Source organism: Amycolatopsis sp. NPDC004169 (assembly GCF_040610315.1).
In the GTDB taxonomy this organism is placed as follows: domain Bacteria; phylum Actinomycetota; class Actinomycetes; order Mycobacteriales; family Pseudonocardiaceae; genus Amycolatopsis.
The window spans coordinates 194,065-215,504 of sequence record NZ_JBEXMD010000009.1; the positions used below are offsets into that span (position 1 = coordinate 194,065).

Consider the following 21,440-nt stretch of genomic DNA (forward strand, 5'->3'; position numbering starts at 1 on the left):
TCTGCGTCACGACCCGGATCACCGGGTCGTGGTGCGGAAGTACTCGGGCGGACGTCGTCGGGTCTCACGCACCGCGGCGATGCTGGGCGCCATGGCCAGTGACTTCCAGCGGCGCAAGATCTCCGGCGTCTTCGGCGCGATGGACGACGACGGCGACGGCTACCTGACGGAGACCGACTTCCGGGCGCTCACCGCGCGGTGGCTCGACCTGCGCGGCACCGACGCGAGCTCGCCCGGCGGCCAGCGGCTCACCGGCATCATGATGGGCTGGTGGGCCACCCTGGACGACGCCGCCGGCGGGGGCGGCAAGGTCAGCCTCGACCAGGTCCTGCAGGTCGTCGACGAGCTGCCGGCGATGCCGGGTGCGGTCACCGGCACGGCGGAGGCGATGTTCGAGGCCGTCGACGAAAACGGCGACGGCGTCATCTCCGCTGCCGAGTACGACCGCCTCATCGCGGCGTGGAACGGCGTCGGCACCCCGTCCGAAGACGTCTTCGCCCTCCTCGATTCCGACGGCGACGGCCGCCTCTCCCGCGAGGAGTTCACCCGGCACTGGTACGAGTTCTGGGCCGGCGACGACCCGGCCGCACCGGGCAGCAGCGTGTTCGGCCGCTTCTGAACGCGCGTTGTGCCGAACGGATGACTCCGTTCGGGTGAGCCATTACCGCTGGGTAAGTGGGTCGGCGCCAACGCGTGGCGATCACGGCGTAGGGTCCGCCGAATGGGGTTCGAGCGTGAGCGACGACGCTGGCGGGTCCGGTTGCACGACGAACTCGGCCGGGTGTGCGGAGCGGGCACGGTACTGGACGAGTACCACGTGCTCACGAGCGCGCACGTCGTCGAGACCGCGGGCGGCCCGCGAGCCGCGTTGAGCGTCGACTTCGTCGGCCTGGCCGAAGCCATGCCCGGCGCGGCGACCGTCGTCGAAGGCTGCTGGGTGCCCTCCGACGGCGGCGGGCACGGCGATCTCGCGCTGCTGCGCCTGGAACGTCCCGAATCCCGCGTGTTCCGCGCCCCGCTGCACCGCATGCCGCTGGGGGAGCACCAGCTCGTGCGCGCGTTCGGCTTCCCGCCGGGCTCGGTCGGCCGCTGGACGCACGCCCGGCTCGGCGGCCCGGAGCAGACCGGCGGCGAGTGGGTCCGGCTGTTCCGCACGGCCGAGGCCGAGCCGCTCGGCCCCGGTTTCGGCGGCACGGCGGTGCTCGACGAGGCGACCGGTCACGTCGTCGGGATGGTCGTGGGCAAGGACACCGGCACCTGGATGGTGCCGGTCGAGACCATGCTCGGGCACCTGCCCCAGCTGAGCATCTGGACGTCCGGCAGCCCGGCCGTCGACGCGAGTTTCTCGCGCCCGGTCGGCGAGGCGGTCGACGTCTCCTTCGTGCAGCGCGTCGCCGACTGGTTCGCGAAGGCCGAGCCGGGCACGGTCTGGGTGGTCGACACCGGCGAGGCAGGCTCGCCGGTCGCGGCGGCCCTGCGGTTCGGCATCGTGCTCGCCGACCGGGAACGTTCCCTCGGCGTGCCCGGCCTGCCGCCGTCGTTCGGCGCGATGCCGCCGCCGGGCAGCGTGGACCTGGCGGTCGACGCGACCGGCCGCACGGCCGACGCCGTCCGCCACCGCATCGCCGACCGGCTCACCAACGGCGTCGCGGGCCGCACGCTGGTGGTGGACGCGATCGACGACTCGGCCGAGCCCGACCGCCTGGTCGGCGAGGTGCTGGCCCCGCTGGCCGGCCGCGCGGCCGAGCTGGGCCTGCGGCTGCTGCTCGGCTTCCGCGAGGAGTCGTCGCCCGGGGTGGCGGCGGTCCGCGCGAGCACGGGCCAGGCCCGCCCGGCCCCGGACGACCTCGCGGGCCGCCTGGAGGTGCTCACCCAGGCGGTGGCGGAGCTGGCGGAGATCGAGGCGTACCAGTTGAGGGTGGCGACGCGCTTCACGGGCGTCGCGATGCTGCCGGCCCGGGCGCAGAGGCTGCGCGGAGCGCTGAAGCAGCTCCGCTCGGCCGAAGTGGACGGCGACGCGGAGTGGGTGGAGCGCCACATCGACAGCCACGAGCACGCGGTGGCCCCGGCGGTGGAGGACGGCCGCCGCCAGAGAGCGGTCCTCGACGGCTTGGTGGCCCGCCGCGAGGAACTCCGAACCCGCCTGGCGGGCGACGTGGACCTGGCCCGCGAACACGGTCTGGTGGGCGACCCGGAGATCGAGCAGGCGTACATCCCGGCGAAGAGACTGCTGATCGACGGCCCCTGCGAGCTGACGGCGGCAGCGACGGCGGTCGACACGTACGCGGCGGCGGTCCGGGCGAGGATCGAGGACCGCGGCTGAGCCGGGGGCCTCAGACCGTCAGCACCACCTTCCCCCGCAGGCCACCGCGCTCGAGCCGCCGATGCGCGTCGGCGATCCGCGCAAACGGGAACGTCTCCGCCACGTGCACCCGCAGCTTCCCGGCCTCCACCAGCGAAACCAGCCCCCGCAGCGCGATCGGGTCCGGGTCGACCCCGATCCCGCTGAAGCGCAGCCCGGCCGCCTCGACCTTCGCGATCAGCTCCGTGTCCTCGTCCGCGACCGCCGTGACGAAGTGGCCGCCGGGCCGCAGCACCTCCAGCGAGCGCCACGCCGCCTTGCCTCCGAGCGTGTCGAGCACCAGATCGACGTCACCGACCGCGAAATCCTCGCCGACCACCTCGTCCGCGCCCAAGCTCGCGGCGAACTCCCGCTTGTCCCCGCGCGCTGTGGTGATCACGTGCGCCCCCAGGGACTTCGCGAGCTGGATCGCCACGTGGCCGACTCCGCCACCGCCGCCGTGGATCAGCACGCGGTCGCCCTTGGTCACGCCGCCGATGTCGACCAGTCCCTGCCACGCCGTCAACCCGACGATCGGCAGCGCCGCCGCCTCCACGTGGGACAGCGAAGCCGGCTTGTGGACCAGGTGCAACGCCGGTGCGGCGACGAACTCGGCGTACCCGCCGGCCATCCTGGGAAACAGCGGCATCCCGAACACCGCGTCGCCCGGCCGGAAGCGCCACGTGTGCGCCGTCTCGACCACGCCGCTGATGTCCCAGCCCAGCACGAACGGCGGCTGCCCCAGCAACGGGTGCTCGCCGGCGCGCAGGCGCGGTTCGAGGGGATTGAGCCCGATCGCCGAGACCCGGACGAGGACTTCGGTGGGCTGGGGCGACGGGACGGGCGCGTCCACCACGGTGAGGACTTCGGGACCGCCGAACGTGTGCTGGGTGATCATTCGCATGCCTCGAACGATGCTCCCCGCCGCGTCGGCGTACCACCGGTGTCCCGCCATGTTTTGCCGGAAACCCGCCTATGCTGGCCGTCGTGACCTGCGACCCCCTGGCCCACGGCGAGGACATCCCGCCGCACTCCCACGACTTCGGCCAGCTGAGGTACGCCGCCGCGGGCGCGCTGGTCACCACCACCGGTGCCGGTACCTGGGTGGCGCCGGCGAACCGGATCACCTGGGTGCCGCCGTTCCACGTCCACCGCAGCCGCGCGCACGGCACGACCGTCGTCCGGCTGCTCGGCGTTCCCGCGGCCGACACCGGGCGGCTGCCCGCCGAGCCCGCGGTGTTCGTGGCCAGCCCGCTGCTGCGCGAGGCGTACCTGGCGACGGACACCGAGCCGGACGGCAGCCCGCGTGCCCGGCTGCTGCTCGAAGTCGTCCTCACCGAGCTCGCCCGCGCCGAGCGGGAACCGTTGCGGCTCCCGGAACCGGCCGACCCGCGGCTCAAGGCCGTCACCGCCCTGCTGCACGCCGATCCGGCGAGCCCGGCGACGCTGGCCGAGCTGGGCCGCCGGACCGGGTCGGGCGAACGCACCCTCAGCCGGCTGTTCGGCAGCGAGCTGTCGATGAGCTTCCACCAGTGGCGCACGCTGCTGCGCGTCCAGCGGTCCCTGCTCGAACTCGGCGACGGCACCTCGGTCACCACCACGGCGACGCGGCTGGGCTGGGCGAACCCGAGCAGCTTCATCGACGCCTTCACCGGCCTGGTCGGCCAGACCCCCGGCCGCTACCGGGCGAACGCGAACGTGCGGGCCGCCGGCTAGCGGCGGCCCAGGCCGCGGATCAGGACCATCACCGCGTCCCGCACCTCGGCCCGCGTCCGCTGCGGCCCGAACACCTGCCAGTCCAGCGCCACCACCAGCATCGTGCCGAACAACCCGGCCGCCGCCGTGGGGATCTGCACCCCCTCCGGCAGCCTGCCCTCCGCGTCCAGCCGGGACAGCTGCTGCTTGACGATCGAGATGATCTCCTCGCGCAGCAGCGACAGCGTCCCGTGCCACTGGCCCGGTGTGCGCCACAGCTCGCTCACCAGGATCTGCGAGAACCCCGGGTACCGCGCGATGAACTCCAGCGTCGTGTCGACCTGTGCCTCGATCACCTCGAGCGGGTCGGCGTCCGAAACCGCGTCACGCAGGCGGTTCGCCAGCATGTCCACGCCGTAGCGCAGCAGCGCGTCGACCAGGCCGTCCTTCGAGCCGAAGTTGTAGTACACCGTGCCCTTGGCGACGCCGGCCGCCGCCGCGATGTCGTCGACCGTCAGGCCCACCAGGCCCCGGCTCTTCGAGAGCTCCAACGTGGCCTCGAAGAGCTTCTGCTTCGTCGCGCCGCTCACAGGCTCAGCTCGGGCTTGAGCGCCGACACCGTCCAAACACGACGCTTGCGGGCGGCCAAAGTGGACACCAGGATCCCGCCCACCAGGTAGGCCAGCAGCACACCGATGTCGCCGAGCAGCCGTCCGGTCGAGGCGCCGCTGTAGAACAGGTGGCGGAAGCCGTCGATCGCGTAACCCATCGGCAGCACCACGTGCAGCGGGTACAGCGCGTCCGGGATCGTCTGCCACGGGAACGTGCCACCCGCGCTCACCAGCTGCAGCACCAGCAGCACCAGGCCGAGGAACTTGCCGACCGCGCCGAAGAACGCGTTGAGCGCGTGCACCACCGAGGTGAACGTCAGCGACACGAGCACGGCGAACCCGATCGCCTCCAGCGGGTGGGCGATGTGGATGCCGACCAGCCACGTCACCGCGCCGAACAGGACGACGACCTGCGCGATGCCCAGCAGCGCCGAGGACAGCCAGCCGCCGACGGCGACCCGGAACGGCGCCGCGCCCCCGGTCAGCGCGCGCGTCGAGAGCGGGCGCAGGATCAGGAACAGCACGAACGCGCCGATCCAGGTGGCGAGCGAGATGAAGAACGGCGCGAGGCCGGCGCCGTACGTCCCCGCCGACGCCTCGCCGTTGGCGTTCACCGCCACCGGGTCCGCGATCGTGTTGGCCGTCGCGTTGCGGGTCGGGTCGTCCGGGTTCGGGATCTGCTGGAGCCCGGCCGCGAGCCCGTCACGCAGCTTCACCGAGCCGTCGGCGAGCTGGTTCGTGCCGTTGACGGCGGTCTTCTCGCCGTCGCTGAGCTGCGAAGCGCCGTCACGCAGCTGGTTCGCGCCGTCGGACGCCTGCGCGATGCCGCTCGCCAGCTGCGGGGACGCGGCGGCGAGCTTGGCCGCGCCGTCGGACACCTGGCGGGCGCCGTCGGCCAGCTTCGCGAGGTCGCCGTTGGCCTGCTGGATCTTGCTGTTCGCCTGGTCGACGGGGGAGCGCAGCTGGTCGGCGCGGGCCAGGATGTCCTGGACCTGCGCGTCCGGCACACCCGCGTTGCGCAGGTCGGTCTGCAGCTGGCTGCGGTAGGAGTCGAGCTTGCCCTGGATGTCGGACGACGCGGTCGCGGCGACCGATGCGGCGTCGGCGACCTTCTGGTCACCTGCGGCGACCTGCGAAGCGCCGTTGGCGAGCTTCTGCGTCTGGGACGGCAGGTCGGCGGTGGCGCTCTTCAGCGTGCCCAGGCCGGTCGCCAGGGTCGACGAGCCGTCCGCGAGCTTGGCCGCGCCGTCGGCGAGCTTCTGCTGCCCGGACTTGAGCTGCGTGGCGCCGTCGGCGAGCTGCGCGGCGCCGTTCGACGCCTCCTGGATCTTGGCGTAGATGGTGGAGAAGCCGACCAGGAAGCGGTCCGCGGCCTCGCTGCCGACCTTCTCCGCGATGGTCTTGCGGACCTGCTCGGCGACCTGCTTGGCGATGGTGCCGGAGAGGTAGTTGTTGGCGTCGTTGGTGGTCAGCGTGATCGTCGCCTGCTGCGGCTGGAAGTTGCCGACCGACAGCAGCGCGGCGGAGAAGCCACTGGGGATGCCGATCGCGAAGGAGTACTTGTCGTCACGGACGCCGTCGCGGGCTTCCTGTTCGGACACTTCGTGCCACTGGAAGGTGCCGGACTTGACGAGCTCGTCGGTCACCTCGCGGCCCACGTTGCGCTGCTGGCCGCTCGCGTCCTTCGCGCCGGTGTCGCTGGTGAAGACCGCGGCCGGCAGCTTGTCGAGGCGGCCGTACGGGTCGTAGTTCGCGTAGAGGTAGAAGGACGCGTAGAGCAGGGGGACCAGCACGAGCGCGACCAGCGCGAGCTTCGGCAGGGTGCCGGTGGAGAGGCGGCGCAGCTCGTTGCGCGCGATCCGGAAGGCGTTCATTCGGGGTCTCCGTCAGTGCTCTCGGTGAGCTCTTCGGTGTTTTCGGGGGAAGGTTCGGGGAGGGCGTGGTGCTGCGGCGCGGGCTGTTCGGCCGCGCCGAGCCGCGCCGGGGTGAACGGCAGTGCGGACACCGGGGTGGTGGCGGTCAGCACGACGACGGCCAGGCCGCGCTCGGCCTGCTCGCGCGCCAGCCCGGCCCAGCCGCCGACGTCGCTGGTGTGCCGGTCCGGGGTGTCGAGGACGAGCACCCGCACCCCCTTGCGCTCGGCGGCGAGCTCGGTGAGCAGCCGCGTGCGCAGCGCCGGCGTGAGGTTTTCGAACCGGGTACCGGCGAACGGCGCGGCATCGTGCTCGGCCAGCCACCGGGCGACGTCCTCCCTGCCGGCGGGCTGGTGGGCCAGCGCGAGTTCCTCGCCGGCGACCACCCGGAGCGGCAGCGCGTCGTCCGGTTCGCTGACGCCGGGGGCGTCGACGACGGCGACGAGCTCGGTCAGCGGAGCATCGACGCCCTCGGCGTGCACGGTGCCGGTGGACGGCTTGAGGCGCCCGGCGAGCGCGAGGCCGAACGCGGTGACGCCGACGCCGGGTTCGCCGTGCACGATCGCCAGGTCGCCCTCGCCGAAGGTGAGGGACGTCGGCGGCAACAAGGTGCCGTGGTGCCCTTCGAGGGACACCCGATCGGCTCGGACCTGCACGGTTTCTCCTGCTTCGCGAACTTTTGAACTGACCGGTCAGTTCAAAAACTAGTCCGGGCCGGAGTGTGCGGCAAGATCACCGGACGCACGTCACACTTGTGAGTGGCTCACGGAGCGGGTGCGGCGGGGAGACTGTCGCATTTCCGCGACAGCGGCGCAGCCCGGCCGCGCCCCTCACCTCACCGCAGCGCCGCTGCCGGGCGCACTTCCCAGGTCGTCCACAGCGGCCGGTACCCCTGCCGGTGCCAGAACACCGAAGACAGCGGATTGGTCGGGTTGTAGTACAGGTACGTCCGGGTCGCCCCACCCCGGTGCAGCTCCCGGTGCACGTACGCCATCAGCACCCGCCCGATCCCGCCGCCGCGCTCGCCGGGGGCCGTCACCACGTTGTTCACGTACCCCCACCGGCCCGACGGCAGCAGCTCGCCCGCTTCGCTCCCCGGCTCCGCGTCCAGCCACGCGCAGTGCGCAACCCCCCGCAGCTCCCCGCCCGCCTCGGCCAGCCAGACCGCCGGCTCGTCCGCGGCCAGGGCCTCCCGCAGCGACGGCGCCAGCAGCTCCGCCGTGTTGTCCCGCCGCGGCGCCGCCACGAGCCCGGTGTAGTCGAAGGTCGCCGTCGCCAGCTCGAGGGCCGCGGTGAAGTCGTCCGGCCCGGCCCGCCGCACCAGCACGCCCGGTACCGCCTCCGGCGGGGGAGCCGTGCGGACGCCGATCGCCGACAGCGGCACCAGGCCGTGGTCGAGGAAGGCGCGGATCGCCTCGGCGTCCCGGCTCGGCCAGACGACCACGCACGCCGAGTCGTCGTCGAGCGCTTCCGCCGACAGCCGGGCCCGCAGCGCGCGCAGCAACAGGTCCACGCCTTCGGTTCCGGTGTCGCCGACGTACGGGAAGAGCTGCCAGGTGTCGGCGGCCGACCACAGCATCGGCACGTCGCCGGGGGCCAGCCGCTGCCGCTGCAGCACCCCGGTCACCTGCCTGCCGTCGGCCGTCGCCGCGTCCAGGCGCTCGCCCTCGGCCGGCGGTGCCGCCGGGGGCAGCAGCGCGTCGACGGCGGCGAAACGGGCGCGGTGGGCCGCGAACAGCGGTTCGGCGATGTCCATGGTTCCCCCTCGGTCGGTGCGGTCAGGACCAGGCCGGGCGCCGGAGCCACATGGTCCACAGTGGACGATAGCCCTGCCGGTGCCAGAACACCGGCGAAAGCGGGTTCGCCGGGTGGTAGAACAGGAACGTCCCGCGCACGTCGTGCCGGAGCAGCTCGCGGTGCCCCACCGCCATCAAGGCCCGGCCGACCCCGCCGCCGCGGGCGGCGGGCGCCACCGAGAGCGTGTCGACGTACCCCCAGCGGCCCGGCAGCAGCCTCCCGTGGACCGAGTTGCCCGGCGTGGCCGAGACCAGCGCGCACGACGCCAGCCCGGCCGGCACGCCGCCGTCCTCCTCGGCGAGCCAGACCAGCCCGCTGAACCGCAGGGCGCGGACGACCTCCGCGCGCAGCAGCGCCCGCGCGCCCGGCCGCGGCACGGCGGTGCCGACCAGCGAGGTGTACCGCCACTCGGCCAGCCGCAGCTCGGTCAGCGCGTCGACGTCGCCGTCCCCGGCGCGGCGGACGGTCACCCGCGCGGGCCCCGGGTCGCCGGGCTCCTCGGTGGTGCGCACGGCCAGGCACGTCATCGGCGCGAAGCCGTGCGCCAGGAGCACCGCGGACGCTTCGGCGTCCCGGCTCGGCCAGGTCAGCGAACACGCCGAGTCCGGGCCGGCCGGCGTCCCGCGCAGCCGCTCGCGCCACGCGCCCAGCAACGCCGCCAGGCCCGCGGCGCCGGTGTCGCCCGGCACGGCGGTCAGGTCCCGCATCTCCGCCGGGCCCCACAGCGACGGCCAGGACCCCGGCGCGTGCACGACGTGCGTCAGCAGCCCGCCCGCCTTGCGCCCGCCGACCGTCACCACCAGCGGCTCGTTCGACGGCGACGGCGGCGCCGCGATCGGCGGCAGCAAGGGATCGAGCGCGGCGAACCGGGCGTTCTGCTGCTCTTCGAGCGTGCTCACGAGCGGTGCGTGCGGAAGATCGCGGTGCCCGGGAAGAGCTTGCCGCGCAGCGGGCTCCACTGGCCCCACACCCGCGTGTGTCCGGCCGGCCACTCCGGCTCGACCAGGTCGGTGAGGGTGAACCCGGCCCCGGCCAGCGCGCGCACGTAGTCGCCGAGGGTGTGGTGGTACTCGACGTAGGTGGCGGTGCCCTCGTCGTCGACCTCGACGTACGGCGTGCGGTCGAAGTACGGCTGGGTGACGGTGAGCCCCTGCGGGCCGGGGTCGTCGGGGAAGATCCACCGCATCGGGTGGGTGACCGAGAACACCCAGGGCGCGCCCGGCCGCAGCACCCGGTGCACCTCGGCGAACACCGCGTCCACCGAGGCGACGAACGGGATCGCGCCGAAGGCCGAGCAGGCCGCGTCGAAGCTGCCCGAGGCCAGCGGCAGGTGCTCGGCGTTGGCCTGCACGAGCGGGACGTCCAGGCCGGTGCGGGCGTTGCCCTCGCGGGCGTGGCGGAGCATGCCGGCGGAGAGGTCGGTGGCCACGGCGTCGGCGCCCTCCGCGGCCAGCCAGCGCGCGCAGGCGGCCTGGCCGCAGCCGACCTCCAGCACGCGCTTGCCGCGGACGTCGCCGAGCAGCCGCGCCTCGGCCTCCCGGACGCCCTCGGGGCACCAGACGAAGTCGGCGTCGCCGAGGAACCCGCCGTGCTCGGCCTGGTAGTCGTCGGCGTCGGCGTCCCACCAGGCGAGGTTGGCGGCCGCGGCCTCCGCCCCGCCGACCTCGCGGTAGGCGACCGCGGCGGTGCCCAGCCGGTGCTCGGCCGCGTCGTGGCGCCCCGGCGCGGGCGCCTGCTCCGGTGGCATGATGGTGTCTCCGGTCCCGGTGGCTGCTCCACCTGCATCTCGGTGCGTGCGGTTTGCTTCCGCGAGGACCTTAGCGAGCCAGGGGGACCCTGATTGTGCCGCCTAGCGGCTGCCGCGTAGGATAAGTGTTAGCGCAGTGGGTTCGCGCTGCCTTCCGCTCAGCTTCTGGTTGGGACTCGGGTCGCGCACCGTATGCGGGGTCATGCCGCGGTCGTTCACTGGTGGACGTTTGCTTGCAGGGTCGTCGTATGCCGCCCATCGCGCCGACAACTGCCAACCCTCGATTCCCATCCACCGGAGCAACCCGCCTAATGACCACCGACACCGCCACCGCCCCGACCGCCCCCACCGGGCCCCAGCAGGTCGCCATCAACGACATCGGGTCGGAGGAAGACTTCCTCGCGGCGATCGACAAGACGATCAAGTACTTCAACGATGGCGACATCGTCGAGGGCACGATCGTCAAGGTCGACCGCGACGAGGTCCTGCTCGACATCGGCTACAAGACCGAGGGTGTCATCCCCTCGCGTGAGCTCTCCATCAAGCACGATGTCGACCCGGCTGAGGTTGTCACCGTCGGCGATGAGGTCGAAGCCCTGGTCCTCCAGAAGGAGGACAAGGAAGGCCGTCTGATCCTGTCCAAGAAGCGTGCGCAGTACGAGCGCGCCTGGGGCACGATCGAGGAGCTCAAGGAGAAGGACGAGCCCGTCAAGGGCACCGTCATCGAGGTCGTCAAGGGCGGCCTCATCCTGGACATCGGCCTGCGCGGCTTCCTCCCCGCGTCCCTGGTCGAAATGCGCCGCGTCCGCGACCTGCAGCCGTACGTGGGCCGCGAGCTCGAGGCGAAGATCATCGAGCTGGACAAGAACCGCAACAACGTGGTCCTGTCCCGCCGCGCCTACCTGGAGCAGACCCAGTCCGAGGTGCGCAGCGAGTTCCTCAACGCGCTCGCCAAGGGCCAGGTCCGCAAGGGCGTCGTGTCGTCCATCGTCAACTTCGGTGCCTTCGTGGACCTGGGTGGCGTCGACGGCCTGGTGCACGTCTCCGAGCTGTCCTGGAAGCACATCGACCACCCGTCCGAGGTCGTCGAGGTCGGCCAGGAGGTCACGGTCGAGGTCCTGGACGTCGACATGGACCGCGAGCGCGTCTCGCTGTCGCTGAAGGCGACCCAGGAAGACCCGTGGCGCCAGTTCGCCCGCACCCACGCGATCGGCCAGATCGTGCCGGGCAAGGTCACCAAGCTCGTCCCGTTCGGTGCGTTCGTGCGCGTCGAAGAGGGCATCGAGGGCCTGGTGCACATCTCCGAGCTGGCCGAGCGCCACGTGGAGATCCCGGAGCAGGTCGTCCAGGTCAACGGCGACGTGATGGTCAAGGTCATCGACATCGACCTCGAGCGCCGTCGCATCTCGCTGTCGCTGAAGCAGGCGAACGAGGGTGTCACGCCGGACACCGAGTTCGACCCGACCCAGTACGGCATGGCCGCCGAGTACGACGCCGAGGGCAACTACATCTACCCCGAAGGCTTCGACCCGGACACCCAGGAGTGGCAGGAAGGCTTCGACAAGCAGCGTGAGGAGTGGGAGCGCCAGTACGCCGAGGCGCACACTCGTTACGAGGCCCACATGAAGCAGGTCCAGAAGGCCGTCGAGGCCGACGCCGAAGCGGCGGCGGACGCGGCGACCGGCATCGAGGGTGGCGCGGAGAGCTACACCTCGGGTTCGGCCCCGGCCGACTCGAAGAGCAGCGGCGGCACCCTCGCCTCCGACGAGCAGCTCGCGGCGCTCCGCGAGAAGCTCTCCGGTGGTGCGTGAGCACTAGCTCACCGAGCTGAACGAAGGGAGCCCCCGGTCCACTGTGGACCGGGGGCTCCTTCGTCGTCCGGGTCAGGGGTTGCGCAGGCCGAGGCCGGTCATCATCGCGGTGACGCCGTCGCGGAACATCGCCTCGTGCGCCTCTTCGGTCGGCGGGATGAACCAGTCCGGCAGCGGCCGCCGCGAGGCCATCAGCAGTTCGGCGCCGACGAGGCCGTGGATGGTCGTCCACAGCCGGTACGCCGCCGAGCGGGCATCCGCTCCCGGCGGGCACACCAGCTGGACCCGGCCGATGAAGAGGGAGAACGTGGTCCGCAGCACCGCCGACCGCAGGCCCGGGTCCGGGTCGAACCCGGGCACCGGGCGCTCGAACATCAGCGCGTAGCGGGTCGGGCTCTCGCGGGCGAAGCGCCGGTACTCCAGCGCGAGGTGCAGCAGGTCCGCGACGCCGTCCTCGCTCGACGGCGGCAGGCCCTCGAGCAGCTCGTGCAGCGAGTCGAAGGTGCGCTCGTACAGGGCGTCGAGCAGGCCGGCCCGCCCGCCGAACCGGGCGTAGACCGACAGCGTCGACGCGCCGGCGGCTTCGGCGACCCCGCGTACGGTCAGGCCGGGGACCCCGCGGTCCACGAGCACCGACAGTGCCGCGTCGAGGTAGCGCTCGCGGCCACCCTGGTCGGCCGGGCGCATCGGCAAGTGCCTGGTAGCCACGGCACACCCCCTTTGCGGCAGCCGGGCGCGGGGCGGCGTCCGGGTGACCCACTCGCAGCAGAAGATACGATATCCGGCGCGTCTTGGGAATGCGCCGGATGTCCGGATCGGCGTCCCCGGCAACCCGAGAGGATTCCAGGCCGATGGATCACCCCGCGCCCGGCACGGTCGTCGTCACCGCGACCGGCGACGGCACCTACACGCAGCAGGTCCGCACGGCGGGCCACACGCTGCTCGTCGACGAGCCGGTCGCGGTCGGCGGCGCCGACGCCGGCCCCAACCCGTACGAGCTGCTGCTCGCCTCGCTGGGGTCGTGCACCGCGATCACGCTGCGGATGTACGCCGACCGCAAGGGCATCCCGCTGACCCGCGCGACCATCCGCCTCCGGCACGACCGCATCCACGCCGAAGACTGCGCGCGGTGCGAAACCGGGCGCGGCCTGCTCAGCCGGATCAGCCGGGAGATCGAGCTCGAAGGCGACCTCGACGACGAGCAGCGCGCCAAGCTCATGCTGATCGCCGACAAGTGCCCGGTGCACCGGACGCTCTCGTCGGAGATCGTGATCGAGACGCGCGAAACGGGCCGTTAAGCGGCGCGCACGGTCACCGCGGCCGGCCGCACCGGGCTGACCGACGGCACCCAGATGCGCTCGAGCGCCGCGGCCCGGGCCTTGCGGCGCAGGCCGGCGAAGCTGTGCCTGGCCGGCACCAGCAGGGTGCTCAGCCAGGTCCGCCGGTCGTCCGCCAGTGCCTCGGCCACCGGGCGATGGACGACGCAGTGCACCAGCCCCGGCGTGCCGAGCCGGTGCCTTCCGGCGTGCTTGCTGTCCGCCATCGTTCCTCCGCGTGGGCGACGCTGTCGCGCGCACCGTACGCACTGCGGCGGGGCCAGGTGGGTAAGCAACACGGCGTGTCCGGATATCGGTTGAGTCACGCGTCACGTTCCCCTTGCGCATCCGCGGTCCTTCGGGCACGCGTGGGCGGGTCGCGGAGCCTGGCTAGGGTGATCGGCATGTTGCGTGTGGGGTTGACGGGTGGGATCGGGGCCGGGAAGTCGACCGTGGCGAACCGGCTCGCCGAACACGGCGCCGTGCTGGTGGACTCGGACCGGATCGCCCGCGAGGTGGTCGAGCCGGGGACCGAGGGGCTGGCCCGGCTGGTGGCGGAGTTCGGCGAGGACATCCTGGCCGGGGACGGCTCGCTCGACCGGCCCGCGCTCGCCGCGAAGGCGTTCGCCGACGACGAGTCGCGGCGCCGGCTGAACGCGATCGTGCACCCGCTGGTCGGCGCCCGCACCGGGGAGCTGATGGCGGCCGCGAAGCCGGACGCGATCATCGTCCACGACATCCCGCTGCTGGTCGAGAACGGTCTCGCGACGGCCTACCACCTGGTCGTGGTGGTCGACGCGCCGGTCGAGGTGCGGGTGCGGCGGCTGGTGTCGGCGCGCGGGATGGCCGAGCCGGACGCGCGGGCGCGGATCCGGGCGCAGGCGAGCACCGAGCAGCGCCGGGCCGTCGCGGACGTCTGGCTGGACAACGGCGGCGCCGAGGACACGGTGCTGGCCGAGGTCGACGCGCTGTGGGCGGACCGGCTGGTCCCGTTCGAAGCGAACGTCCGGCTGCGCCGGCCGCGGCCGCCGATGTCGCCGAAGATCGCCGAGTACGACCTCACCTGGCCGGCCCAGGCCGAGCGGGTGCTGGCCCGGGTCCGCGCCGTGGCGGGGGAGCTGGCCCGCCGCGCCGACCACATCGGGTCCACGGCGGTGCCCGGCCTGCCCGCCAAGGACGTCCTGGACCTGCAGCTCACGGTGGCCACCCTGGCCGACGCGGACGCGCTGGGCGGCCTGCTGGCCGACGCCGGCTTCCCGCGGCTGGACGGCGACTGGGGCGACGACGCCCAGGACGGCACCGGGAGCTGGCCCAAGCGCCTGCACGTCGGCGCGGACCTGAAGCGGGCGGTGAACCTGCACGTCCGGTCGCTGGAGACCCCGGCGTGGCGGCTGGCCCTGCTCTTCCGCGACTTCCTGCGCGCGAACCCGGAGGAACGCGACGACTACCGCGACGTCAAGCTGCGGCTGGCCGAGGCACACGCCGCGGACGGCTCGGTCGGGGCCTACGCCGACGAGAAGCAGGAGTGGGTCAACGGCGCGTTCACCCGTGCGGAAAAGTGGGCGGACACCACCGGCTGGACGCCTTAGGCCCGCATGTCCTCGAGCTGCGGCCAGATCTCGGCCCAGCTCCCGGTGCGGCCGGTCAGTAGCCAGACCGGCATGTGCCGGCTGGCGTTGCGGATCCCGAGCCGGTTGCCGACCTGCCCGACGATCCTCACATCGCCGAAGTGCTTCGCGATCTTCGACGGGTCGTAGCCGACGAAGAGCACGTTGCGGGTGTCGTCGGCCGGGCGGCCGAAGTACCAGAAGCCCCGGCTGGCGCTGAAGGCCTCGGGCAGGCCGCGCTCGGGCCCGTACCGGCCGAGCGCGCCCGCCTGCCAGTAGCCGCCGGTGACGATCGCCGTGTCCGGCGGCGCCGTCCGGTAGAGCGCGGCGACGTCGGCGGTGAGGTCCGGCCAGCCGATCTCTTCGGCCGCGTAGGCGGGCCTCGGCGCGGCCGGGTGCTCGGCGAGCCAGTGCGCCGGCCAGACCGGGAGCGTGAACGGCAGGCTGAACAGGGCGGAGACGACGAAGACCGGCCAGGTCGGCACCCACCGCCACCAGCGCGCGGGCTCCCGCGTCTCGAGGTGCACCGCGGCGGCCGCCCACAGCACGCCGAACATCCCGGCGGCGTAGTAGTACCGCCCGTTGGCGGCCAGGAAGACCGCGACGACACCCAGCGCCGTCCAGCCGAGGAACCGGTACGGCCGCAGCTGCCTGCTGACCAGCAGCACGGCCAGGCCGTAGAGGACACCGAGCGCGCCGATCACCCAGCCGGCGCCGGCCAGCAGGTTCGGGACGAAGCCCGCGCGGCCGCCCGCGGCGTCGACCTCGGCGCCGACGGCGTCCCCCATGGCCAGCTGCGGCCAGCCGTTCGCGCGCTGCCAGAGCAGCGTCGGCACCAGCGAGCCGGCGGCGATCAGGGCGCCGAGCCACAGCTTCGGGCGGCGCAGCAGCTCGCGCGGGCCGAACACCAGCACCACTAGCCCGGCCACCACCCAGAACGCGGCGATGAGCAGCTTGCCGTTGAGCGCCACCGCCGTCACGACGCCGAGCCAGACCAGCAGCGTGTCGTGGCGGGTGCGGACCCAGCGGACCAGCAGCCACAGCACGAGCGTCCACAGCAGCGGGTCGATCGTCGAGGTCGCGAGGTAGTGGCCGCTGCCGACGAACTGCCCGCAGATCGCGTACGCCGCCGCGGCGCGGACCTGCGCCTCGGGCCGTCCGCCGAGCTCGCGGGCGATCAGCGCGGTGACCACGACGCCGGCCGCGGTCGCGGCGATCGCGGGCAGCCGGAAGACGACCAGTGAGCCGGGGGCGAGCGCGTCCATCGCGCGGGCGAGGGCGGGCACGAGCGGCGGCTGGTCGGCGTAGCCCCAGGCCAGGTGCTTGCCGGCGGCGAGGAAGTACAGCTCGTCGCCGAAGTAGCCGTAGCGGCCGGCGGTGAGCAGCAGCGCGGTGGCCGTGCCCGCCGCGAGCAGCAGGACCGGGAGCCGGGCGAGCCCGGCTTCGGCCTGGTCGGGGGCCGTGGCCACGGCGTCCATCGTGCTCCTGTCCCTCGTCGGCGCCGGTCCTCCCGCACCCTACGTGCGGGTCCGGCGCCGCCGGGGCTAGGGGTGACGCCGCCAGGTCAGCGCGATGTCGAGGGTGGCCAGCCAGGCGACGAGGTCGTAGCCGTGCGCGGCCAGCCCTTCCACGGCGGCGTAGGTCGTCTTCAGTGCGTTTTCGGCGTCCTCGGCGGTGACCAGGCCCGCTTCGAGGGCCTCCAGGAGCTCGTCGGTGTCGATCACCCGGAGCGAGAGCTTGTCTTTGAGCACGATGTCGACGTAGAGGTCGGTGGCGACCCAGCGCGGGCCGTCGCGGTGGACGCGGACGACGTCGAGGTAGAAGTCCTGGTCGCGTTCGTGACCGGGGGAGAACCAGAAGTCGGTGAAGCGGAGCCCGAGTCCGGGCACCAGCCACGACTCGAGGTAGTGGAACTGGGCGCGGCCCGGGGTCGGGCGGGCGAGGTAGAGGCCGAACGGCTCCTCGCGGAACTCCTCGACGTCACGAAGGACGCCCTTCGGGTCGATGTTCGCGCGTGCGGCGGGGTCGAAGACCTCGACCTTCGGGGGGTGCAGAGCGGCCATGCCGGTCATCCTGCCGGGCCGGTCACGAAACGCGTACTTCGACCGCGGGTGTCACGCGTTCGGGCTAAGGTGCGCCGAGCGTCGCGGGAACGAGGGGAACTGGGGATGTTCGGGATCATCAGGCCGTGCCGCCACCGGCTGGCCGAAGGGCTGCACGCGGACTGGCTCGCCCACCTGTGCGGCCTGTGCCTCACGCTGCGTGACGAGCACGGTCAGTTGGCCCGGGTGGTGACCAACTACGACGGGCTGATCATCTCGGTGCTGGTCGAGGCGCAGACGCCGCGCGCGGACGGCCGGCGTTCGGCGGGTCCGTGCCCGCTTCGCGGGATGCGCACCGCCTCGGTGGCCCGCGGCGAAGGAGCCCAGCTGGCGGCGGCGGTGTCCCTGGTCCTGGCGGCGGCCAAGGTCGGCGACCACGTCGAGGACGGCGACGGAGCGTTCGGAAAGCGCCCGGTGGCGGCGGCCGCCCGCCGCGTCGCGGCCCGCTGGACGGCGCAGGGCCGCTCGACGGGCGGCCGCGTCGGCTTCGACACGAAGGTGCTGACGGAGGCGGTCGGGGGCCAGGGCGCGCTGGAGTCGTCGGTGCGCCTCGGCGATTCGCCCCTGCGGGCGACGGAACCGGCGGAGAGGGCCACGGCGGCGGCGTTCGCGCGCACGGCGGAACTGGCGGGAAAGCCGGGCAACGCGGCGCCGCTGGCCGAGGCGGGCCGGTTGTTCGGCCGCGTGGCGCACCTGCTGGACGCGGTCGAGGACTACGCGGCCGACGCGGCGGCCGGGGTGTGGAACCCGTTGCTGGCCACGGGAACGGGGCCGGAGGAAGCGCGCAGGTTGTGCGACGACGCGGTGCTGGGGGTGGAACTGGCGCTGCGCGAGGCGGAGTTCGCCCGGCCGGAGCTGGTGCACGCGCTGCTGGTGCACGAGCTGCGCCAAGCGGTGAGAAGGGCTTTCGGCCACGGCTTGTCCCACAGCCAGTGCGAGGGCCATGGCCACAATCATGGCGGGGGCCCTGATTCGGCTTCGGGCTCGTCTGCCGGTCCGGGCCTGGGCCCGGCGTCCGCCGAGAGTGCACCGGTGGAGTGCGGCTCGTGGCCGGGCGGCCCGGGCGGCCCGGTCGGTCAGCAGCCGCTGCCCGGGTGGATCGGGCCGGGGCCCACTCCGCAGCAGCATCCGCACCAGCCGCCGCCGGGCTGGACCGGGCGTGGGCCGTCGCCTCGGCAGCACCCGCACCAGGTGCCGCCCGGCTGGGGTGCCCCGCCGCCGGGGCCGGTCCCGCCGCCGGGCGCTCCCGGCGGCGGTGGCCCGGGCGGTCCGAACGGCCCCGGCGGCCGCGGTCCAGGAGGTCCGGGCGGTCCCGGTGGACCTGGCGACCCAGGCGGTCCCGGCGGCCCCAAGGACCCCGACGACCCCGGCAAGGGCAAATCCGGCGCCTACGACGGCAAGGGCGGCGGCCTCTGGTACCCGAAGTTCGCCGTCCCGCCGAAGAAGCGCAACTTCTTCATCGGCTGCGCCCTCACGCCGTACATGTGCTGCACCTGCCAGTTCTGCTGCCGCGATCCCTACCCTGGCCCGTGGAGCGGCAAGCCCCATACGACCGGCGGCTGCGACTGTGGCGGCTGTGACTGCGGCGGCTGCGATGCGTGCGACTGCTGTTCCTGCTGTGACTGCAGTTGCTGAAGGGGGAGAACATGACCGACCCGATGGCCGACCTGCACGACCGCGGCCGCGAGAACTTCGCCGGGCTCGTCGAAGGCGGGAAGGCCCGTCTCGACGCGCTCTTCGCGACCGTCCCGGCGCTGGGTGAGCTGGCCGTCGGCACCGTCTACGGGCACCTGCACGAACGCCCCGCCCTCGACCCCCGCACCCGCGAAGCGGCGACACTGGCCGCAATCGTCGCCGCCGGCATGGTGGGCCCGCCGCTGAGCGTCCACCTCCGCACCGGCCTGGCCTCGGGCCTGTCGCCCGCCGAAATCTGCGAGGTCGTCGTCCAGACGGCGGCCTTCGCGGGCTTCCCGCGCGCGGTCTCCGCCGCCGACCAGCTGAACCGGCTCTTCGAAGGGCACGGCCTGCCGATCCCGCCCCCGCCGTCGCCGCGCGAAGCCGTCCTCGCGCTCCTGGCGGCGCCCGAAGGCGAGGTCGCCGAGGTGCTGGCGGCGTTCCCGCGCACCGAGGTCCAGGCGACCGGCCCCGACCGGGTGCTGGTCTCGTGCTTCGGCGACGACCCGGTCCCCGGCGCCGTCCTGCACTGCGCCGTCGACGGCGGGAATGTCACGTCGGTCACGGTCTTCCGGGCCCGCTGACCAGGCCCGACGGAAATTGTCGGTGGGTCGGCCTACTCTGGTCCACGTGGCTTTCGCAACCGAACACCCCGTACTCGCCCAGTCCGACTTCCGGCCCGTCTCGGAGATCCCGCGGACCGGCGGCCGGTTCGAGGTGGTCAGTGACTACCAGCCCGCCGGTGACCAGCCGGCGGCCATCGACGAGCTCGAACGCCGGGTCAAGGCGGGCGAAAAAGACATCGTGCTGCTGGGCGCCACCGGTACCGGCAAGTCGGCGACCACGGCGTGGCTGATCGAGCGCGTCCAGCGGCCGACGCTGGTGATGGCGCCCAACAAGACCCTCGCCGCCCAGCTGGCGAACGAGCTGCGCGAGCTCTTCCCGCACAACGCGGTCGAGTACTTCGTCAGCTACTACGACTACTACCAGCCCGAGGCGTACATCGCGCAGACGGACACCTACATCGAGAAGGACTCGTCGATCAACGACGACGTCGAGCGGCTGCGGCACTCGGCGACGATGAACCTGCTGTCGCGGCGGGATGTCATCGTGGTCGCGAGCGTGTCCTGCATCTACGGCCTCGGCACACCGCAGTCCTACCTCGACCGGTCGTCGAAGCTCGCGGTCGGCATGCAGCTGGACCGGGACGTCTTCCTGCGCGCGCTGGTCGACGTCCAGTACACGCGCAACGACATCGCCTTCGCCCGCGGCACGTTCCGCGCCCGTGGCGACACGGTCGAGATCATCCCGGCGTACGAGGAGCTCGCGATCCGCGTCGAGTTCTTCGGCGACGAGGTCGAGAAGCTGTACTACCTGCACCCGTTGACCGGCGACATCGTCAAGGAGGTCGACGAGGTCCGGATCTTCCCGGCAACGCACTACGTCGCCGGCCCGGAGCGGATGGAAAAGGCGATCCAGGGCATCGAGAAGGAGCTCGAGGAGCGCCTCGCCGAGCTGGAGCGGCAGGGCAAGCTCTTGGAGGCGCAGCGGCTGCGGATGCGCACGGCCTACGACATCGAGATGATGCGCCAGGTCGGCTTCTGCTCCGGCATCGAGAACTACTCGCGCCACATCGACGGCCGCGGCCCTGGCACGGCGCCGGCGACGTTGATCGACTACTTCCCGGAAGACTTCCTGCTGGTGATCGACGAGTCGCACCAGACGGTCCCGCAGATCGGCGGCATGTACGAAGGCGACATGTCCCGCAAGCGCAACCTGGTGGAGTACGGCTTCCGGCTGCCGAGCGCGGTGGACAACCGGCCGCTGACCTGGGAGGAGTTCTCCGACCGGATCGGCCAGACGGTGTACCTGTCGGCAACACCGGGCCCGTACGAGATGGGCCAGGCCGGCGGCGAGTTCGTCGAGCAGGTCATCCGCCCGACGGGCCTGGTCGACCCGAAGGTGGTCGTGAAGCCGACCGAGGGCCAGATCGACGACCTGGTGCACGAGATCCGGGAGCGGGCGGAGAAGGACGAGCGCGTCCTGGTCACCACGCTGACGAAGAAGATGGCCGAGGACCTGACGGACTACCTGCTGGAGCTGGGCATCCGCGTGCGCTACCTGCACTCGGAGGTCGACACGCTGCGCCGGGTGGAGCTGCTGCGCCAGCTGCGCGCGGGCGACTTCGACGTGCTGGTCGGCATCAACCTCCTCCGGGAGGGCCTCGACCTGCCGGAGGTCTCCTTGGTGGCGATCCTCGACGCGGACAAGGAAGGCTTCCTCCGCAGCGGAACATCGCTGATCCAGACGATCGGCCGCGCGGCGCGCAACGTGTCGGGCGAGGTCCACATGTACGCGGACAAGATCACCGAGTCGATGCAGCACGCCATCGACGAGACGGACCGCCGCCGCGAAAAGCAGGTGGCGTACAACAAGGAACGCGGCGTCGACCCCCAGCCGCTGCGGAAGAAGATCGCGGACATCCTGGACCGGGTGTACAGCGAGGCCGAGGACACCGAGCAGGTCTCGGTGGGCGGCTCCGGCCGAAACTCGTCGCGAGGCAAGAAGCCCGAGCAGGGCGACCGGGTGCGAAGCTCGGGAATGCTGGTCGACAAGAACGTGTCGGCAATGCCGCGAGCCCAGCTGGCGGACCTGATCCAGCAGATGACAGACCAGATGATGCAGGCGGCAAGGGACCTGCAGTTCGAGCTGGCGGCAAGGTTGCGCGACGAGATCTCGGACCTGAAGAAGGAGCTGCGAGGCATGGACGCGGCGGGGATCAAGTAGGCCTCGGCGGCTCGGGCCAAGCGGGGCCGGGGCCGGGAC

20 protein-coding genes are annotated in these 21,440 nt (G+C 72.7%); 9 read left to right on the forward strand and 11 right to left on the reverse strand.

Annotated features, from left to right (window positions below; all coding sequences use genetic code 11):
* The first annotated feature begins 91 nt into the window (after positions 1-91).
* On the forward strand, positions 92-619 hold the full coding sequence (locus ABZX11_RS15165) for an EF-hand domain-containing protein (protein ID WP_254896848.1): 528 nt from the start codon (positions 92-94) through the stop codon (positions 617-619).
* A 102-nt stretch (positions 620-721) separates the two neighbouring features.
* Positions 722-2,323 carry a serine protease gene (locus tag ABZX11_RS15170; protein ID WP_176171416.1) on the forward strand — a complete coding sequence of 534 codons (1,602 nt, stop codon included), beginning with the start codon at positions 722-724 and terminating at the stop codon, positions 2,321-2,323.
* 10 nt (positions 2,324-2,333) lie between these two features.
* Here ABZX11_RS15170 and ABZX11_RS15175 read toward each other — a convergent pair whose 3' ends face one another.
* The gene (locus ABZX11_RS15175; RefSeq protein ID WP_354913375.1) at positions 2,334-3,245 is read right to left on the reverse strand and encodes an NADP-dependent oxidoreductase; all 912 of its coding nucleotides are present in this window, start codon (positions 3,243-3,245) and stop codon (positions 2,334-2,336) included.
* Positions 3,246-3,328: 83 nt separating this feature from the next.
* On the opposite strand from ABZX11_RS15175, the gene ABZX11_RS15180 reads away from it, so the two are divergent.
* Entirely contained in the window at positions 3,329-4,057 is a 729-nt protein-coding gene (locus tag ABZX11_RS15180; protein WP_254896847.1) for a helix-turn-helix transcriptional regulator, read from the forward strand.
* On the opposite strand, the gene ABZX11_RS15185 is transcribed toward ABZX11_RS15180, so the two are convergent.
* The 6 genes from ABZX11_RS15185 to ABZX11_RS15210 form a co-directional block, all read right to left on the reverse strand.
* Positions 4,054-4,626, reverse strand: coding sequence for a TetR/AcrR family transcriptional regulator (locus tag ABZX11_RS15185; RefSeq protein WP_354913377.1), 573 nt, complete (start codon positions 4,624-4,626; stop codon positions 4,054-4,056). The genes ABZX11_RS15180 and ABZX11_RS15185 overlap by 4 nt on opposite strands.
* Positions 4,623-6,521 (reverse strand): YhgE/Pip domain-containing protein, encoded by a 1,899-nt coding sequence (locus ABZX11_RS15190; RefSeq protein WP_354913379.1) that lies wholly within the window; start codon positions 6,519-6,521, stop codon positions 4,623-4,625. Before ABZX11_RS15190 ends, ABZX11_RS15185 begins: the two co-directional genes overlap by 4 nt.
* On the reverse strand, positions 6,518-7,216 hold the full coding sequence (locus tag ABZX11_RS15195; RefSeq protein ID WP_354913381.1) for an ABC transporter ATP-binding protein: 699 nt from the start codon (positions 7,214-7,216) through the stop codon (positions 6,518-6,520). Before ABZX11_RS15195 ends, ABZX11_RS15190 begins: the two co-directional genes overlap by 4 nt.
* Before the next feature lie 179 nt (positions 7,217-7,395).
* On the reverse strand, positions 7,396-8,316 hold the full coding sequence (locus ABZX11_RS15200) for a GNAT family N-acetyltransferase (protein ID WP_354913383.1): 921 nt from the start codon (positions 8,314-8,316) through the stop codon (positions 7,396-7,398).
* A gap of 22 nt (positions 8,317-8,338) precedes the next feature.
* Positions 8,339-9,256: a GNAT family N-acetyltransferase gene (locus ABZX11_RS15205; protein ID WP_176171410.1), complete on the reverse strand. Its 918-nt coding sequence runs from the start codon at positions 9,254-9,256 to the stop codon at positions 8,339-8,341.
* Positions 9,253-10,104, reverse strand: coding sequence for a class I SAM-dependent methyltransferase (locus tag ABZX11_RS15210; RefSeq protein WP_176171409.1), 852 nt, complete (start codon positions 10,102-10,104; stop codon positions 9,253-9,255). Before ABZX11_RS15210 ends, ABZX11_RS15205 begins: the two co-directional genes overlap by 4 nt.
* Positions 10,105-10,415: 311 nt before the next feature.
* Between ABZX11_RS15210 and rpsA the strand changes: the two genes are divergently transcribed.
* The gene (gene rpsA / locus ABZX11_RS15215) at positions 10,416-11,915 is read left to right on the forward strand and encodes a 30S ribosomal protein S1 (RefSeq protein WP_003098851.1); all 1,500 of its coding nucleotides are present in this window, start codon (positions 10,416-10,418) and stop codon (positions 11,913-11,915) included.
* A gap of 72 nt (positions 11,916-11,987) precedes the next feature.
* Here the strand turns inward: rpsA and ABZX11_RS15220 are convergent, their stop codons facing one another.
* The gene (locus tag ABZX11_RS15220; protein WP_176177800.1) at positions 11,988-12,602 is read right to left on the reverse strand and encodes a TetR/AcrR family transcriptional regulator; all 615 of its coding nucleotides are present in this window, start codon (positions 12,600-12,602) and stop codon (positions 11,988-11,990) included.
* Between the two features lie 164 nt (positions 12,603-12,766).
* On the opposite strand from ABZX11_RS15220, the gene ABZX11_RS15225 reads away from it, so the two are divergent.
* Entirely contained in the window at positions 12,767-13,213 is a 447-nt protein-coding gene (locus tag ABZX11_RS15225; RefSeq protein ID WP_354913386.1) for an OsmC family protein, read from the forward strand.
* Here ABZX11_RS15225 and ABZX11_RS15230 read toward each other — a convergent pair.
* Positions 13,210-13,458: a hypothetical protein gene (locus ABZX11_RS15230; RefSeq protein WP_176171363.1), complete on the reverse strand. Its 249-nt coding sequence runs from the start codon at positions 13,456-13,458 to the stop codon at positions 13,210-13,212. The genes ABZX11_RS15225 and ABZX11_RS15230 overlap by 4 nt on opposite strands.
* 177 nt (positions 13,459-13,635) lie before the next feature.
* Between ABZX11_RS15230 and coaE the strand changes: the two genes are divergently transcribed.
* Positions 13,636-14,820, forward strand: a complete 1,185-nt coding sequence (gene coaE / locus ABZX11_RS15235; RefSeq protein WP_354913388.1) for a dephospho-CoA kinase — start codon at positions 13,636-13,638, stop codon at positions 14,818-14,820.
* On the opposite strand, the gene ABZX11_RS15240 is transcribed toward coaE, so the two are convergent.
* Together ABZX11_RS15240 and ABZX11_RS15245 are read right to left on the reverse strand one after the other, a co-directional pair.
* Positions 14,817-16,316, reverse strand: coding sequence for a glycosyltransferase family 39 protein (locus ABZX11_RS15240; RefSeq protein ID WP_354913390.1), 1,500 nt, complete (start codon positions 16,314-16,316; stop codon positions 14,817-14,819). The two genes, coaE and ABZX11_RS15240, sit on opposite strands and share 4 nt — an antisense overlap.
* 66 nt (positions 16,317-16,382) lie before the next feature.
* Positions 16,383-16,901 (reverse strand): DUF402 domain-containing protein, encoded by a 519-nt coding sequence (locus tag ABZX11_RS15245; protein WP_176171361.1) that lies wholly within the window; start codon positions 16,899-16,901, stop codon positions 16,383-16,385.
* 105 nt (positions 16,902-17,006) lie between these two features.
* On the opposite strand from ABZX11_RS15245, the gene ABZX11_RS15250 reads away from it, so the two are divergent.
* From ABZX11_RS15250 to uvrB, 3 genes are read left to right on the forward strand one after another with little or no spacing between them, the layout of a single operon-like run.
* Positions 17,007-18,575: a DUF5685 family protein gene (locus ABZX11_RS15250; protein ID WP_354913393.1), complete on the forward strand. Its 1,569-nt coding sequence runs from the start codon at positions 17,007-17,009 to the stop codon at positions 18,573-18,575.
* Between the two features lie 11 nt (positions 18,576-18,586).
* Positions 18,587-19,198, forward strand: coding sequence for a carboxymuconolactone decarboxylase family protein (locus ABZX11_RS15255; protein ID WP_354913395.1), 612 nt, complete (start codon positions 18,587-18,589; stop codon positions 19,196-19,198).
* Positions 19,199-19,244: 46 nt separating this feature from the next.
* On the forward strand, positions 19,245-21,401 hold the full coding sequence (uvrB, locus tag ABZX11_RS15260; protein ID WP_254896845.1) for an excinuclease ABC subunit UvrB: 2,157 nt from the start codon (positions 19,245-19,247) through the stop codon (positions 21,399-21,401).
* Positions 21,402-21,440 lie beyond the last annotated feature (39 nt).